This is a genomic window from Streptococcus sanguinis (genome assembly GCF_019929225.1).
In the GTDB taxonomy this organism is placed as follows: domain Bacteria; phylum Bacillota; class Bacilli; order Lactobacillales; family Streptococcaceae; genus Streptococcus; species Streptococcus sanguinis_J.
Window position 1 is genome coordinate 162,286 of record NZ_JAHZPA010000004.1, and the last position, 16,040, is coordinate 178,325.

General features: G+C 42.6%; 15 protein-coding genes. 1 reads left to right on the forward strand and 14 read right to left on the reverse strand.

Translation table 11 applies throughout. The annotated features are described in order from the left end of the window. Together K1I80_RS08150 and K1I80_RS08155 are read right to left on the reverse strand one after the other, a co-directional pair. Complete coding sequence (locus K1I80_RS08150; protein ID WP_223313515.1) at nt 1-2,130, reverse strand: transglutaminase domain-containing protein; 2,130 nt, start codon at nt 2,128-2,130, stop codon at nt 1-3. A gap of 274 nt (nt 2,131-2,404) precedes the next feature. Beyond that, a complete protein-coding gene (locus tag K1I80_RS08155; RefSeq protein WP_317627768.1) occupies nt 2,405-3,850 on the reverse strand; it encodes a glycoside hydrolase family 1 protein in 1,446 nt (481 codons plus the stop codon). 105 nt (nt 3,851-3,955) lie between these two features. On the opposite strand from K1I80_RS08155, the gene K1I80_RS08160 reads away from it, so the two are divergent. Beyond that, nucleotides 3,956-4,828, forward strand: coding sequence for an AraC family transcriptional regulator (locus K1I80_RS08160; protein WP_061602599.1), 873 nt, complete (start codon nt 3,956-3,958; stop codon nt 4,826-4,828). Between the two features lie 152 nt (nt 4,829-4,980). Here the strand turns inward: K1I80_RS08160 and K1I80_RS12105 are convergent, their stop codons facing one another. From K1I80_RS12105 to K1I80_RS08215, 12 genes are all read right to left on the reverse strand, one after another. Continuing rightward, the gene (locus K1I80_RS12105; protein WP_223313517.1) at nt 4,981-5,181 is read right to left on the reverse strand and encodes a RhtB family transporter; all 201 of its coding nucleotides are present in this window, start codon (nt 5,179-5,181) and stop codon (nt 4,981-4,983) included. A gap of 177 nt (nt 5,182-5,358) precedes the next feature. Next, a complete protein-coding gene (locus tag K1I80_RS08165; protein ID WP_223311851.1) occupies nt 5,359-6,738 on the reverse strand; it encodes a CapA family protein in 1,380 nt (459 codons plus the stop codon). 218 nt (nt 6,739-6,956) lie between these two features. Then, nucleotides 6,957-8,228 (reverse strand): TRZ/ATZ family protein, encoded by a 1,272-nt coding sequence (locus tag K1I80_RS08170; RefSeq protein WP_223311852.1) that lies wholly within the window; start codon nt 8,226-8,228, stop codon nt 6,957-6,959. Nucleotides 8,229-8,365: 137 nt separating this feature from the next. Continuing rightward, nucleotides 8,366-9,058 (reverse strand): methionine ABC transporter permease, encoded by a 693-nt coding sequence (locus K1I80_RS08175; protein WP_002898357.1) that lies wholly within the window; start codon nt 9,056-9,058, stop codon nt 8,366-8,368. Next, nucleotides 9,058-10,125 (reverse strand): methionine ABC transporter ATP-binding protein, encoded by a 1,068-nt coding sequence (locus tag K1I80_RS08180; RefSeq protein WP_061589388.1) that lies wholly within the window; start codon nt 10,123-10,125, stop codon nt 9,058-9,060. The genes K1I80_RS08175 and K1I80_RS08180 overlap by 1 nt, the downstream gene beginning before the upstream one ends. A 136-nt stretch (nt 10,126-10,261) precedes the next feature. Next, entirely contained in the window at nt 10,262-11,134 is an 873-nt protein-coding gene (locus K1I80_RS08185; protein WP_223313518.1) for a MetQ/NlpA family ABC transporter substrate-binding protein, read from the reverse strand. A gap of 158 nt (nt 11,135-11,292) precedes the next feature. Continuing rightward, nucleotides 11,293-12,228, reverse strand: coding sequence for a peptide-methionine (R)-S-oxide reductase MsrB (gene msrB, locus K1I80_RS08190; protein WP_223313519.1), 936 nt, complete (start codon nt 12,226-12,228; stop codon nt 11,293-11,295). Between the two features lie 100 nt (nt 12,229-12,328). Then, nucleotides 12,329-12,625, reverse strand: coding sequence for a hypothetical protein (locus K1I80_RS08195; protein ID WP_223312646.1), 297 nt, complete (start codon nt 12,623-12,625; stop codon nt 12,329-12,331). Then, a complete protein-coding gene (locus K1I80_RS08200; protein WP_223312647.1) occupies nt 12,606-12,998 on the reverse strand; it encodes a hypothetical protein in 393 nt (130 codons plus the stop codon). The genes K1I80_RS08195 and K1I80_RS08200 overlap by 20 nt, the downstream gene beginning before the upstream one ends. After that, nucleotides 12,983-14,317, reverse strand: coding sequence for a cutinase family protein (locus K1I80_RS08205; protein ID WP_223313520.1), 1,335 nt, complete (start codon nt 14,315-14,317; stop codon nt 12,983-12,985). Before K1I80_RS08205 ends, K1I80_RS08200 begins: the two co-directional genes overlap by 16 nt. Further along, a complete protein-coding gene (locus K1I80_RS08210) occupies nt 14,314-14,709 on the reverse strand; it encodes a DUF1310 family protein (RefSeq protein ID WP_223313521.1) in 396 nt (131 codons plus the stop codon). The genes K1I80_RS08205 and K1I80_RS08210 overlap by 4 nt, the downstream gene beginning before the upstream one ends. Before the next feature lie 339 nt (nt 14,710-15,048). Beyond that, complete coding sequence (locus tag K1I80_RS08215) at nt 15,049-15,987, reverse strand: dihydroorotate oxidase (protein ID WP_223313522.1); 939 nt, start codon at nt 15,985-15,987, stop codon at nt 15,049-15,051. Nucleotides 15,988-16,040: the final 53 nt, after the last annotated feature.

The window sequence follows — 16,040 nt, forward strand, 5'->3', positions numbered from 1 at the left end:
TCATTCTTTAATAGCATCTTCGTATCTGTCAAAGGCATAGTGGCTCTGTGCGTAGAGTGGATTATCCATGGCCAATAGCAAGTATTCGTTTTCTGTTTTATTGCTGTCTCCATCAGAGTCATTCCAGGTAACATCTAAAGCCAGCCACTGACCATCTACTTTTGCGAAGTTCCAAGCATGCGGGTCAAAATCATCTGTATTTCCACTCACGTACATGGTTTCGAGACCAGCTTCCTGAGCTAGAGCCTGGAAGGTTACAGCATAAGCTTGACAGACTCCCTTACCCTCAAATAGTGGACCAGTAATATCAAAACTAGATTCATACTTGCGAATACCGTCCTGCATATCTTTAAACGCTTTTGAAATAGCCTCTTCTGATTCTTTATTCTCAATAGATTTTTTGTAATTCAAAAAGCCTTGGTAAGCAGCTTTATCATAGCTAGTATGCTCAATTAAATACTGATTAATTGCCTCAATCTTTTCTCGGTCGCTCATCTGGTCTTTGATGATGTCTTTAACAATCTCTTTGACTTTTTTTCGGGCCTTCTTATATTTGGCTGTTTCATCAGCATCGTATTTAAAACTTACCACATGTTGCTTAGCATCAATGGTAGGGAGCACTCCCTGCTGAATGACTGGATTTTGCTCTAAAACATCGTGAAGCAATTCACTGACATCTCCTTCACTCAGCTCTGGAAACTCACTGTAATCAACATATTCTGCATCGGACAGAAGGGCCTTGGCAAAATATTCCTGCGCTGCACTTCTGGCTGCCACTCTTTCCTCAATATCACTAACATCATGAACGACTGTTTTACCCTTGAGATCCAAGTCAGCCTGCTCTACGCTGATATATTTCTCTGAAACGCCAGACTTACTTTCCTCTTTATTGACCTTTTCATTATGCCTATCTACAACAGGCTGCACTTCTTCGACACTGGCCTGTTCAATGAAAAAGTCCGTTTTGACAGTAGGCATGCCCTTGATAGAGACCAGGCATCTGACATCCCGACCTTCTTTTTCAATTTTTTCATAGACGATTGGAAAGTTCTGAATCTGGCCATCCATCATCTGCAGTGGTGCTTCTTCAGGAATGTTTCCCTTCTGCCGCAGGGCGGAAACCTGGTCAGAAAAAGTCCGAAAATCGATTTGATTCGGCATCAGCTTCGCAAAGCTATCAGATGAGATAGGATTGCTGATAGTTCCTAAAGCTTCTTTGTCTTTAAGGGGAACAACAAGGAGTTCATAAGGCTTTTTCTCAACCGTTTTCTTACTGTAATCCTGGTCGTAAGCCTGCAGCAACCGTTGTCTGGCAAGTATCGGATCATCACCAGAACGGCCGCCGTTGCGGCTATCATAGTGGGTAGGCAAATCTGTCCGATACACTGTCGAAGTGACCCGATCGACCTCTTTATAGTTATAAAGACCTGTCTTCGTATCGCTGCCAGGCATGGTCACATACTCTCTTTTTATAATGGAATAAGAGTCCGCTCCCGGTACTTCGGTCCATTCCAGCTGCAAGCGACCATCTCCGAGCAGACTGCTCTTGGTTTTCAGAGCTAGCTTATCGCGCCCTTTCTTATCTATCTTAACGATCCAAAGTTTTGGCTTTTTAAGCTTTTTACCTGTGCGCTCATCATCCCGTTGCAGCAAATAGACCGTATCAAAGACACCCCAGCTCTCACCTTGCTTGGCTAGACCATATTCCGTATGCTCTCCATTTGGCTCTACTCTAGTCGCAGAGAAATGATAAGCGGGCTCAATCACTATCTGCCGCTTATCATTCAGCTTAAAGTCACCTCCTAAAATAGCTCGTAAGTTGCTGTCTCCATAAATTTCAAAGGAAGAAATCAACTCAGTCTGTCCTGCATGTGGCAGTGTCTCAAAATCGTTAGGCTTTTGTACCTCTGTCGGAAATGTAATAGGCTCATTTTCCTTGATCTGAATGACCTTTTCTTGGACATCATAAGGAGTATTTTTGCTGTATTTTTCTCTCAGCTTACGAACACTTTCCGAAAATTGGCTGCCTTTCTCTCCTGGACCGCCACCGTTCTTTTGAAAAAGACTGCAGCCCATCAGAAAACAAATCAACAAAGTAAGCAGAGAAATGAAACGGATTTTCCTACTCATGATTTTCCCTCCTGAAATAGATATTCTTAACATATTATACCATATTTTATTTGAGGCGTCTTTGTTTTTTGCAAACGGATTCATATGTCTGCAATTTTGAGAATAAATTCTTACTTTTTTATAGAGACAGCTTTCCTCAAAACACTGCTTTTCCTCTAGTTGCTTTTAAAATCAAGAGGGGTCGACAAAATTCCCATCTTAAAATATAGAAAAAACCAAGCCAGATAGGACTTGGTTCTTTCTATAAGGAGCCATTCTATTTTGTTTAAGTCATTCAATCCTGATAGAGGCTGTCTCCATTCGTCGCAATGACTTCTTTGTACCAATCAAAAGATTTTTTCTTATAACGGGCTAGAGTTCCGCTACCGTCATCGTTGCGGTCAACGTAGATAAAGCCGTAACGTTTGCTGAGCTCTGCCGTGCTGGCTGAGACCAGGTCAATACAGCCCCAAGTCGTGTATCCAAGGAGTTGTACGCCATCTTCCAGCGCTTCTCCTACCTGCTGCAAGTGCTGTTTGAGATAATCAATGCGGTAGTCATCTTCAACCGTTGGGCCAGTTGGACCCTCCACCAAGACATCCTTGGCACCGAGACCATTTTCCACAATGAAGAGAGGCAGCTGATAGCGGTCATAAAAGCTATTTAGTACCAAGCGCAAGCCGACTGGGTCAATCTGCCAGCCCCATTCTGAACTAGCCAGATGAGGATTTAGGATACCACCTAAAAGATTGCCTCGGCCGGAAGAATAATTTTCCGGATCATGAGCCGCAACCACACTCATATAGTAGGAGAAGGAAATAAAGTCTACAGTATTTTCAGCTAAAAGCTCTTTGTCGCCCGGCGCAAACTGAATCTCAATCCCATTCTCCTTGAAGAAACGATTGATATAGGCTGGATATTTCCCACGCGCATGGATATCAGAGAAGAGATAGTTTTGATTTTCAAATTCCCGAGCTGCCAGCACATCTTCAGGCTTAGGCGTCATGGGATAAGCCGGCATGGCCAGAACCATACAGCCAATCTTAAAATCAGGATTAATCTCATGACCAATCTTCGTTGCCAAGGCAGACGCCACCAGCTCATGATGAACTGCTTGATAAAGGTCCTGCTTGGATAGTTCTTCAGCTGGCGTGGCAATGCCTCCGCTCATAAAAGGCGCATGGAGAACAGAGTTGATTTCATTAAAGGTCAGCCAATACTTGACCTTATCCTTGTAGCGGGTAAAAACCGTGCGGACATAGCGCTCGTAGAAGCCAATCAAATCGCGGTTGGCCCAACCATTGTACTGACGAGCCAAATGCAGGGGCGTTTCATAGTGAGAGAGGGTAATCAGAGGCTCAATGCCATATTTAGCCAGCTCATCAAAGAGATCGTCGTAGAATTGCAGACCAGCTTCATTGGGCTCCGGCTCGTCTCCGTTTGGGAAAATCCGAGACCAGGCAATGGAAGTTCGGTAGACCTTGAAGCCCATCTCAGCAAAGAGAGCAACGTCCTCCTTATAGCGATGATAGAAATCAATCCCTTCCAGCTTGAGATTATCTGGTGTCGGCCCCTCGGTAATCAAAGGATTGCGGTCACCTGGCTTGGCTGGCACTCCGCCTTTTGGAGTCACATCCTGAACAGACAGGCCTTTTCCATCCAAATTATAGGCGCCTTCATACTGGTTAGCTGCAGTTGCACCGCCCCAGAGGAAATTCTGCGGAAATTTACCCATTTGCATTTTCTCGCTTTCGTTTTTTTTATATTTATATTATAATAGTTGTCAAACATATTTTCTAACACAATTATCTTAATAAATTGTACTATTCTACGAAAGAGTGTCCCCATGATTGATTTAGGCCAACTACATAAAAATACCGTTTTTAAAAACCAAGGAACCCCTTATTCTCTGACCCGCACCATCACTGAAAATGGTCATCCAGATATTCTTTTCCACTGGCATACCGATGTTGAAATGATTTATGTCCACGAAGGAAAAGCACAATTTCATATTGACGACGATTACTTTAACAGCGAAAAAGGTGATATTATCCTGATTCGCCCCAATGCCCTGCACTCCATCCACCCCATCAACGACGAGCGCCATTATATGGACGCCATTAATTTCCATCTGGATCTGATGGGCTACTCTGCCATGGATCAGGCCAGCATCAACTATCTGCAACCCCTCTACAATGGCCAGTTGGACTTGACTCATGTTATCAAGCCTACGGATACAGCCTATGCCGAGATTCGCCAGTGCCTCTTAGCAGCTATGGAAACAGGCTATTTCCGCAAATCTCACTACGAATTTCAACTCAAAGCCCAGCTCAACCAGCTCTTCTACCTGCTCTTTGAGAATGGCTATGTCATTTCCAAAGACCTGTCACCAGAAGGCTACCGCAAGGAAGAAAAGATTCGCTCCATCATCGACTACATCAATGCCCACTACCAAGAAGACCTGAATATTGACCAACTGGCTAGCATCTGTGGCTACAGCTCCACCCATTTCATGAACTTCTTCAAGAAGCATCTGGGCGTTTCCTGCATTGAGTACCTGATTCAATTCCGCCTGCGCAAGGCAGCCGAACTCCTGCAACACTCCAACCTCTCTGTACTGGAAATCTCCAGCCAAGCAGGCTTTAATAACCTGTCCAATTTCAACCGCCAGTTCAAAAAATACTACCAAATGACACCAAGTCAGTATCGGAAGAAATGAAGCGCTAAATTAGAAAATAAAAAACGAATACCTGCTAAGCTAAGTGAACTTTGAGGTGTTCGTTTTTTATGCTAATTTCACAAGAAGGACAGAAATAATAGTATCTTTTTACATATAAGTCAGCTAAGACCTAAGTGTTTCGATTGTTGTCCTTACGAACTCATCATTTCTATACTAGCAAGTTCAGCAGGAGATTGAAGAGTCCTAACCAAAAGATAGCTAGCAACAAATTGCGTCCCTGCTTTTCCTTGAAGAAATTTTTTCGCAAAAACAGGCAGAAAATCATCAAGACCAGGGAGCACACTAGCAACAAAAATAAGATAAACATGGGTATAAAATACAAAAGCAGCCACAAACCAAAATGCATTTCATTTTCTTTCCAATAACATAATAGACGAGCTCGAAAGCGGTCAGTTTCATTCACTAACAGTTCTATAATCCTTTTTAATTATAACAAAGTCCTCAATTTTAAAACAGCAAAAACCAGATTGGCAAATCCAATCTGGCTAAAATCATATTCAAGCAATTTATTACCCCGGCCAATTCAATCCAACATGAGAATTCATTTCCTGATAGGCGGTATCAATCCTCGCTCTGGTTTCTTGATCCAGTTTGTCTCGATACTTGCCACCTTCGACAAAATCGTCCAAAATCCAGGTCTGATAAGTGTATAAAGGTAGACCGTCTGCCGAAGTAGTGCCTTTTTCCACTCGGCTGACCCAGCTCGGATGAGCCTGAGCACTTTTTATCTGCGTGCCCTTTGTTGTCTTTTCAATGGTAACATCCATCAGTACTCCACGCTCGGTCCAATGAGCATTTTCAATTCCCTCCATAGTTTCGATGCGCTGATTGGAAATGAAATTTCCCATAGAATACATGATCAGCTTCTTCTGACCATCTTTCTCTAAAATCTCCGCCGGCTCAACCACATGAGGATGCCCTCCAAAGACGATATCTGCTCCCCAGTCAACCATTTTATGGTAGAGGGCCATCTGCTCCTCGGTTGGCTCCAGCTGGTACTCTATCCCCATCTGAGGCATGACGACTGTAATATCTGCTTCCTTTTCCGCCCGTTCAATCTCGGCCCGCATCTTTTCTTCATCCAGATCGGACAGGCGATTATCATAGTCTTCCTGACTGAGAAGCCCTTCCATGCCATTGTAGCCATAGGAGTAAGCTAGCAGTGCAATCTTAATGCCTTTAACTTCCTTTATCAAGAGTGGTGCCTGACTGCGGCTTTCATGTGGATAAACACCGATGGGAGTGATTCCCTCTTTTTCAAAAGCCTGAGCTGTAGTGAAAATTCCCTCCAAGCCAGAGTCTAAAATGTGATTATGAGCTAGGTCCATCACCTGATAGCCAGCATCCTTGATTGCTGGAACTACGGCTTCTGGAGCATTAAAAAGCGGATAGCCATTCAAGGGATAGTCCGGCCGAATCGTGCCTTCAAAGTCCCCTAAGACCAAATCTCCCTGCCGAAGCCATTCCTTAGCATATTGGAAATTCTCATAAAAATCATAAGTGCCATCTTCTTTCTGAGCGCTCAGATAAAGGCCATCGTGATAAAGCAAATCCCCAGTCGCCATGATACGAACCGTCTGATTCTGAGAGGAATCTGACTGATGCTCTTTCTTACTAGGAGACAGAAAGGTAAAATCCTGCACATGCTCTGACAGCAGAATTAATCCAGCTGACAGCCCTACTACGGTTAAAAGCACTCCGACAAACTGGCGATTGCTAAGCTGTTTTTGAAAGAACTTAGGACGAGGAAGCGGCAACTTCTTAATCCAATCCCGCCAAGCTTGGTAGGCATCTGTCAGGAGAGTATGCTCCGCAGCAAAATCAGATATCTTTTTCCAAAGTTTCTGAAAAAAAGTCTGAATCTTCTCCCAAAGAAATTTTTTATCCATCACATTTCTCCGCTTTTTCTTACTTGATAATAGTGCATCAACATTTACTATATTGTACTATTTTTATCGCCAAAAGGAAAGAAAAGCAAAAAAAACAGGAGCGGGGAGAAGCATGCTACAATCTCCAAATTGCGGCATGCTTCCACCATTCTCCTGCTTCACTATCTATTTTTTCAATTCTAATAGCTGATTGCCGAGCTGAAACTCAGCTTTCATTCTTACACAAAACTTCCTAGATCAACAGTCAGCACTTGGCCGTTTCGGACAACCTGCTGCCCTGCAATGTAGACATCCTGAACATCGCTGCCTTTGACTGCATATACTAGGTGCGACAGCATATTTTCCAAAGGATAGAGGTGAAGTCGTCCCTTAGGTTGAATGGCTATGAAATCAGCTTGTTTGCCCGTTTCCAGACTACCGATTTTGTCCTCCAATCCCAACGCCTTGGCTCCTTCAATAGTCAAAGCTTTCAAAGACTGCTCAATCGTAAACTGGGTCGCATCGCCTGCCCGCATCTTCTGAAGGAGGGCAGCTGTCCGACCTTCTTCAAACATATCCAGATTATTATTGGAAGCAACAGAGTCCGTCGCTAAGCCAACGATCACCCCAGCAGCTAGTAAGTCTGTCACCGGAGCTACACCGGAAGCTAGCTTGAGGTTGCTGATAGGATTGTGGGCGATGCTGACTTGTGAAGCCGCCAAATCCGTAATCTCTGACGGATTCAGCTCAACTCCGTGAGCAAAAATGGCTGACCGCTCCAAGTAGCCCAGGCCTTTTAAGAAAGCCAGAGGCCGTTTGCCATAGCGCTCAAGGATAATTTTATTTTCATCCTGGGTCTCTGCCACATGGATATGAAGCTTCAAATCCAGCTCACGCGCTAGCTCAAGACTGCCCTTGAGCAACTCTTCTTCACAGGCATAAGGCGAATGAGGCGCCACCATGACCTGAAAATCTTCATCATTATAGGAGAGAATTTTATCAATAATGGTCCGAGTACGATCCAGAGTCTCTTCTGCTGTTTCCGCCTCTGAGCTAAAGAGGGTTGGTGAGAAATAGCAACGCATACCAGACTGCCGCACAGTCTGATAAATCCGGTCAATCTCTACTCCCTGAGGATTATACATGTCGTTAAAAGTTGTTGTTCCTGACAGCAGCATTTCAGCCAGAGCCAGCTGGACAGCCTCGGTCGTTAGATCCGCTGTAAACTGACTTTCTGCCGGCCAGATATAGTCCTCTAGCCATTCATGCAGATTACTGTCATCACGAATCCCGCGCAGCAAGGTCATGGCCGAATGAGTATGGCAGTTGACCAGCCCGGGCATGATCCAAGCCCCTTCATAATCCACTGTTTCACTGCATTTCCCTAGCCAGTTTTCATCATAGGGACCGCAGTAGGCAATGCGGTCGTCCTCAACCACCAGCAGCCCGTCCCGGTAAACATGAAATGCGCTGTCACAGGTCACCAGATTGACATTTGTATAAGCTTTCATCCGCCATATCCTCACTTTCCCAACACTTGGCTTCAAGAGATTTTAGCTATTATAACAAGCCTAATCTAATTGCGCAAGTCTTTTTATAAAATTATGGCATTAAAAAGAGCCCCAGCTGAGGCCCTAGTTGTCAATCATTATCTATGACTAATCTTCCGTGTCAGGAAATCCCCAACAAACTGAATAAAGAAGATGAGCAGCAAAATAAGAATAGTCGCAAGAATGGTCACATCATGGTTGAAACGCTGATAACCATAAGTCAGGGCAACATTTCCCAGTCCACCGGCACCAATCGCTCCAGCCATAGCAGTCTCCCCAACCAGAGAGATCAATGTAACAGTCGTCACACGAATCAAGTCCGGCAGACCTTCCCGCAGGTAAACACCGACAATGTCCCAGAAGGTTGCTCCACTAGCCTGCGCTGCTTCAATGACTCCTCGGTCTAGTTCGGATAAGACCACCTGAACCTGACGGGCAAAGAAAGGAAAAACAGCCAGCGAAAGAGGCACCAAGGCCGCAGTCGGTCCAATCCCAGTTCCCACAATAATCCGAGTAAAAGGATTGATAAGGGCCAGGAGAATGATGAAGGGAATAGCCCGGAAGATAGAGGTAACCTTGTCTAGGACGAAAAAGACCAGTCTATTTTCCAAAATACCTCTCGGCCCTGTCAAGACGAGCAAGAGACCAGCGATAAAGCCTAGAATCCCTCCGATAAAGAAAGGAATGATAGTCATATACAGAGTCAGGTAAATAGCTGTTCCCCAGCCAGCCTGCCCAGACCAGCCCATTCTATAAACATTGGGCATAAATTGTTGAATCAGCTGTAGCATTAGTTACTCCCTTCTTTCAGAACATGCAGCTCTACTCCTGCTTCGCGCAGACTTTCCTGCACCGCCGCCAGTTGCTTGGTCTCTCCAGATAAGATAACGACCATTTCTCCGACTGGTACATGGTCTAAAATCTCAATATTGGCGTGAAGAATATTGGCAGATATGTGATACTGCTTGTAAATATCGTTTATAATGGCTGTGTCCGTCACCACACCTGAGTATTTCAGGTGGGCCAGAATGGAATTTTCCGGCAGGTTTTGCACAATCTTTTGCTGATTGATTTTGATCATGGCCTCGTTGATACCCGTTGCAGTCGTAATGAAGTCTTGGGTCAGCTCATTCTTGGGATTAGAGAAAATATCCAGAACTGAACCTTCCTCAATCAGCCGACCATTCTGCATGACTGCTACCCGGTTGGCAATGTCCTTGACAATCTGCATTTCGTGGGTAATGAGGACAATAGTCAAACCCAATTTTTGATTCAAATCCTGCAATAGAGCCAGAATCTGCTTGGTGGTCTTAGGATCCAGAGCGGATGTGGACTCGTCCGAGATTAGGATTTTGGGATCATTGGCTAAGGCCCGTGCAATGGCCACCCGCTGCTTCTGACCGCCAGACAGCTGGGCAGGATAATTGTCCGCCCGATCTGCTAAGCCTACCAAGTCCAAAAGAGTGTGAACTTTCTTCTCTTTTTCAGCAGCTGATAAAGGTGAATGCTTAAGCGCAAAAGCAACATTTTCCTTGGCTGTCATCTGAGCCATGAGGTTAAAATGCTGGAAAATCATCCCGATATCCTTACGCTTTTGACGTAGCTGAGCCGCAGTAAGCTGAACCTGATGATGATCATAGAAAACCGTATCATCCACCGTAATCTTACCGGCAGACGGCACCTGCAGCAAGTTAATGACACGAACCAGAGTAGATTTTCCGGCACCAGAATAACCTACAATTCCATAAATATCTCCCTGATTAATATGAATGGTCACATCTTCTACGGCCTTAATGTTTTGCTTTTTTTGATTAAAAACGACATCAATGTGATCCAATTTGATAATTTCTTTGCCCATAATTTCCGATTCACTCCTTGATTTGTCCAATATGAGATTTTGTCCAATAATAGCAGATAAAGGGCTGGAGAAGCTAATCTCCGCCCTTCTTAATCATTTCATTTATTCAATACAATGACCTTCTGCCGGTAAAAAATTACCAAACTGGTTGATCCATGCCATCTGATGATTCTTCGATAACTTTTTTCACTTCATCAGTGTGGTAAGCCTTGATAATTTTTTCAATTGCGTCAGCCTTGTCTGATTTCTTCCAATCTGGTTTCGCTGCAATCAGGTTATACCATTGTTTTGAGTTTTCATTGGCTTCTTCTTTGAAGAGGGCCTTCTTGTAGTCAATACCTGCTTCGCGGACGAAAGTATTATTGACAACTGCAGCATCTGCTGAAGTCAGAGAAGCTGGTGTTTGAGAAGCATCCAACTCAGAAATTGTCAGATTCTTCTTGTTTTCTTTGATGCTGGCAACAGTCGCAAGTTCCTTACCTTTAACATCAAGCTTGATCAAACCAGCTGATTCGAGAAGATAAAGAGCACGACTCTCATTTGTCGCATCATTTGGAACGGCAATCGTACCATTTTCTGGGATGTCTTTCACATCTGTGTATTTATTTTTGCCGTCCTTTGTACCAGAGTAGAGACGAATAGGTGCGATATAAGTATCCGCAACAGACACAAGGTCTGCTCCCTTCTCTTTATTCCAGTTTTCAAGGAAGTTGTAATGTTGGAAAGCGTTGATATCCACATCACCGTCAAGCAGAGCTTGGTTAGGCTGAGAGTAGTCGGTAAACTGTGTATACTCTAATTTAACGCCTGCATTTTCTTTGTCAAGAATCTCTTGAACCTTGTTCCAGCGCGCTTCTTCTGTATCACTCAGGCTCATTACCCCAACCTTGATGGTTACAGGTCCGTCTGCTGATTTGCTCTCCTTACTAGAAGAACCTCCGCAAGCTGCCAAACCCAAGGCTGCAAGGCCTACTATGCCGACTGAAAAGATTTTTTTCAAATTCATCATTTATTCTCCTTTAATGGATAAAATTCTAAATCTTCTATTTTATAAGATTACTTCTCATTTTACCATGTTAAAGGAGACTTGGCTTATATAAATAATTTATCGCCGTGATAAAAAAATTATATAACGATTTGAAGCATTTGAGTTGATTTTATGCCCTTTTAATGCATGAAGGTCAGCAGATAGCCATATCCTTCTGCTTCCATTTTCTCTTTTGGAATAAATCGCAGAGCTGCTGAGTTGATACAGTAGCGCAAGCCGCCTGCTGCTTCTGGTCCGTCTGTGAAGACATGCCCCAGATGGGCGTTCCCTGAACGGCTGCGTACTTCGATCCGCTCCATGCCATGGCTCTTGTCTTCATAGTATCGCAGAACTTCTCTGGCAATGGGCCGGCTAAAGCTAGGCCAGCCGCAGCCAGACTCAAACTTATCACCAGCAAAAAAGAGGGGCTCACCAGTCGTCACATCTACATAAATTCCTTCTTCAAAAGTGGCATTGTAGACATTATGGAAAGGGCGCTCTGTCGCACTGTTCTGGGTCACCTGGTACTGCTCTTCCGTCAGCTGCTCCTTTAGTTCTACATCCGTAGGCTTCTCGTACTGTCCTGGATCGACCAAGGGCTGATAAGCATCATTGACATTGATATGACAGTAGCCACCAGGATTTTTCTTGAGATAATCCTGATGATAGTCCTCAGCTAGGACATAGTGGCGCAAAGGCTCTAGCTCAACAGCAATCTTTTGTCCCAACTGCTTTTCCTGCTCAGAAAAAACCTGCTCAATGACTGCCTTATCGGCTTGATTGGTATAGTAAACGCCCGTCCGATACTGACGTCCTACATCATTTCCCTGCTTATTGACCGACAGAGGATCAATGACTCGGAAATAATAGAGCAGGATTTCCCGCAGGCTGACCCGCTTTTCATCATAGATTAAATGAACCGTCTCTGCATGGTCCGTCTGATGAATCAGCTGGTAGTTGGTTGATTCCACCTGTCCATTGGCGTAGCCAACTGTCGTTTTCTCCACACCCTCTATGCGAGAAAAGTACTCTTCCAATCCCCAGAAGCATCCGCCCGCTAAATAAATTTCAGCCATAAAAAACACCTCATTTCTTTGCGTCTATTTTCTCATAAAAGGAGTAAATTTTATAGTGATTCAACTCAAAAATGATTTCTGCTACTGACTATAACCACTATTATACAGGCAGAATCTCATCATATTTATTTTTTTGCTCACCGACAACTTGCTTCACTTTTTTAGCCATAGCACCCATCATACTTTCTGAAGTATCTAATTTATTATATAGATTTTCAATCGTTTCTTTTGTTGATTTAGCAGCCTTTCTTATTTCGTCTTCACCTGCTTTCTTAATCTTTTCTTTCTCTGCCTTCATCATCGGCACCCAAAAGAGCTTAATGCGATTTGTTTCAAGCTTCTTCATGAAATCCTTGGTATCGCCAAAGGCATTCAGTTCACTCAAAGGTTTTTGCATATTCTCTCCTCAATTCTTCAATATCTTCTTCATATAAGGCTCGTTTTTTATAAAAAGCTTCTCGCAAATCTTCCTCTTCTACTTCTAACTTTCCTTGTTCTATTTTATGAGCAAGCTCAGTCTCATCTAAAAATTCAGTCAGTTTATTGTAATAACCATTTAGAAATGAAGAATCTGATACTTTCATGGTTCTCACAAATTGACGAGCTTGTTCAGCTTCTTGATTAATCAAAGTCGTTCTGAAACGAAAGATTTCATCAATATCATTCCATTTATTAGCAAGCTCTCGCTTATTTCTCCGATAGAAGATTTCTAGCTCCTCTAACTCACTCTCTTTCGCTCTTAACGAACGATAAATCAAATCTTGCTCCATTGATTAAAATCTCCTGCTAATTGGGCATCCTCTTCTGTCATTTTTTTGATCGCACTTTCGATGTCTGATCGGACATTTGAAAAAGCAGTGGCAATAGCTGTTGCTTTTGTAACCTCAGCATCAAAATGACTACGTAAAGGTTCCACGATATCCGTCTTACTGACACCCTCACTAATTAAAATTGTCTCAATCTCGCCAGCACTCAAGGCAGTACAGGTTGTTTCTAAAGCTGTTTTAGATAAATCATAAAAATTTTCCATCTGCATTATAGCCTCATTCCTTGCTAGACTAATTCTTGTCAAACCTGCTTGAGCAGCACTATCCAGACCAGAAGCAATAATTGAAGATTGTTCACTATCTAAAAAAATTTTCTCATTACTAGAGTAACCATCTGAAGCAAGGGTGTTTTTATGCCTTTCAAATGCAGATAGTTGTATAGCAACAAGTTCTTTTATTGGTTGCATTTCTGTGCTTGTTTTGAGTATAATATTTCCCTTTTCATCCAATTGATAACCGTTAGTCATGTGTTGACCAACAAAGCCTACCTCTCTACTCTCTACAAAGTGAACAATTCCAACTGATCCATCACTTCCTTTCTCAATCTTTCTGCCTACCATGCTAATCATATCTTTTGGATCAGCATAGTTCTTTATCCTATCTTTAATCAAATCAACAGTTTCTCGTTGCTTATCACTTAAAATCCCATAGACATTGGGGCCATTATAGATATAAGCTTTCTGGATTCTCTTAATATTCTCAGGTGATAAATCAGCCATTGAATATTGGGCATCCATAGAGCCTAGTGAGTGGCCATAAATATTAATCTTAGCATTTGGATATTTTTCCATAATATCCTTTAAGGCTCTCGAGGAGGCTTTCAATTGTCCCGTTGAACGGTCGTTACTAAGAAAAGAAGGTTTACTTTCTTGATACCATACACGAAGAGCAAGGAGAGCATCATTTTCAATCCAATCATTCCATACATCTCCAGGATTGGTCCCTATTTTATCTGGAGCGGTTGAGCCACGAAAAAGAACAGTTACTTCCTGAACTTGCTCAGCTGGAACTTCTGGATTATCAACTACAGCATAGACTTGCTCACCAGCACCAGAAGTCGTTGTCACAACTGGATTGATGATTGATGATTCTGGAGTTCCATAATAAGAAGGAAGAGCAACGTGACCAGTATTATCGTAAACTTGAGAGACTGTGCCAACACTTCTATCATATTGATCTTTTACTTCACGATTAAGAGAATTATCGTTATATTCAGTCATAGCCGTCTGAAGATTTTGTTCATTCACATATTTTTTGCTCATTTAACATTTTCCTTTAACAAAGCTGATAATTTAGGTGATACGGTATATCCATATGTTTCATACTCTCCATTGTCATTTTTTATCAATCCAAAATGAAAGTCCAATTCTTTATTGTTATTAAAATACAATCGAACCATCAGTCCTCCCATCGGATTATATTCTAATGTCTCAGTATCAATTTCATAAGATTGAATAACTCCTTCTCTTGTTAAAGCATTAGGATCATTCGCTCTCATATGTTCTTCATAAACCTTTCTTGCTTCTTTACTAGTCGCAATGCGTATCATTTCCTGTTTCTTCTGGTGTTGGTACATACCAAATCCTCCTACTACTATCCCAATAACTGCTAAAATGCTAAACAAAATTATCAACCATCTTCTTGTACTTTTCATAACTCCTCCTTCATGATATTAAATATTTAGTTTAATTTGTAACTTGCTACTTTACCTCTATTATACTATAAATAGATTACATAGAAAATGTTTCCGCAACAGTTATTTACCTCTCCGTAATATTTTTCTTAAATTTTCCAAAATTTAGGAGAGCTTTTATAATGAACTGAATGATATGATTCATCTTCATTATTTATTTTACTCATAGTGTAATACAATTTTAAGATATCTTTAAAAAGCGGAGGTTAGTAGTTCCCAGATATTACCATCGCTCTAAAAAAGATTGAAGAAAGTCTTCAAATAGGGAGCTTTCTTCAATCTGAAATAGTCGTATTTTAATTACTCCTCAATATACTTCAATTTACCTCGGAAATCTTCCAGACTTTCATAGCCTTTCTCTTCCATAATATCCTTGAGCTCTGAGGTGATACGCTCGAAGGCTGCCACTCCTTCTTTATGAAGGGTTGTTCCTACCTGCACCATACTGGCACCACAGAGGATATGCTCAAAGGCATCGCGGCCAGTCAGAACACCACCTGTTCCAATGATTTGGATTTCTGGTTTCAGGCGTTGGTAAAAAGCATGGACATTGGCCAGAGCAGTCGGCTTGATGTACTGACCTCCGATACCTCCAAAGCCATTTTTCGGACGAATGACCACTGACTCATCTTCTATATAAAGACCATTTCCGATAGAGTTTACACAATTGACAAACTTGAGCGGATATTTGTTAAAAATCGCAGCGGCTTGATCAAAATGCACGATGTCAAAATAAGGAGGCAGCTTGATACCCAGCGGCTTGGTAAAATAAGCAAAAACCTCTGACAAAATCTTTTCCGTCGTTTCAAAGTCATAGGCAATCTGCGGTTTGCCAGGGACATTGGGACAGGAAAGATTGAGCTCAGTAATACCTTTAAAGTCACTTACCTGCACTTTCTTAAGAATGGTATGGGTTTCTTCTGGCGACATACCGACCAAAGAGAGGAAGAAAGTGCGATTTGGTTCGCTTTCTTGCAGCTCCAGCAAGTAGTCAAGATAATAATCTAAACCATTATTAGGCAGGCCCATGGAGTTGATAGAGCCCAGTGGGACATCCTGATAGCGAGGCTCTGGATTCCCCTGACGAAATTCCAGTGTCGCCGTCTTAGTCACAAACGTTCCCGCAGCAGAACCTTTGACTTCCGCCAGTTCCTCTTTTGTCATGCAGGCAACCCCAGCTGCATTCATCAGGCAGTTGTCAAATGCAAAACCAGCAATTTGTGTAGATGTCGAAACCATAGTAAAACGCTCCTTTTTCTTCTGAAGGCGAGTGCCTTTAGCTCATTTCCTCT

Excerpts from the sequence above, each read along its gene's own strand:
- K1I80_RS08150 (WP_223313515.1), bottom strand. The coding sequence starts at position 2,130 with ATGAGTAGGAAAATCCGTTTCATTTCTCTGCTTACTTTGTTGATTTGT.
- K1I80_RS08155 (WP_317627768.1), bottom strand. The coding sequence starts at position 3,850 with ATGCAAATGGGTAAATTTCCGCAGAATTTCCTCTGGGGCGGTGCAACT.
- K1I80_RS08160 (WP_061602599.1), top strand. The coding sequence starts at position 3,956 with ATGATTGATTTAGGCCAACTACATAAAAATACCGTTTTTAAAAACCAA.
- K1I80_RS08165 (WP_223311851.1), bottom strand. The coding sequence starts at position 6,738 with ATGGATAAAAAATTTCTTTGGGAGAAGATTCAGACTTTTTTTCAGAAA.
- K1I80_RS08170 (WP_223311852.1), bottom strand. The coding sequence starts at position 8,228 with ATGAAAGCTTATACAAATGTCAATCTGGTGACCTGTGACAGCGCATTT.
- K1I80_RS08175 (WP_002898357.1), bottom strand. The coding sequence starts at position 9,058 with ATGCTACAGCTGATTCAACAATTTATGCCCAATGTTTATAGAATGGGC.
- K1I80_RS08180 (WP_061589388.1), bottom strand. The coding sequence starts at position 10,125 with ATGGGCAAAGAAATTATCAAATTGGATCACATTGATGTCGTTTTTAAT.
- K1I80_RS08185 (WP_223313518.1), bottom strand. The coding sequence starts at position 11,134 with ATGATGAATTTGAAAAAAATCTTTTCAGTCGGCATAGTAGGCCTTGCA.
- msrB (WP_223313519.1), bottom strand. The coding sequence starts at position 12,228 with ATGGCTGAAATTTATTTAGCGGGCGGATGCTTCTGGGGATTGGAAGAG.
- K1I80_RS08195 (WP_223312646.1), bottom strand. The coding sequence starts at position 12,625 with ATGCAAAAACCTTTGAGTGAACTGAATGCCTTTGGCGATACCAAGGAT.
- K1I80_RS08200 (WP_223312647.1), bottom strand. The coding sequence starts at position 12,998 with ATGGAGCAAGATTTGATTTATCGTTCGTTAAGAGCGAAAGAGAGTGAG.
- K1I80_RS08205 (WP_223313520.1), bottom strand. The coding sequence starts at position 14,317 with ATGAGCAAAAAATATGTGAATGAACAAAATCTTCAGACGGCTATGACT.
- K1I80_RS08210 (WP_223313521.1), bottom strand. The coding sequence starts at position 14,709 with ATGAAAAGTACAAGAAGATGGTTGATAATTTTGTTTAGCATTTTAGCA.
- K1I80_RS08215 (WP_223313522.1), bottom strand. The coding sequence starts at position 15,987 with ATGGTTTCGACATCTACACAAATTGCTGGTTTTGCATTTGACAACTGC.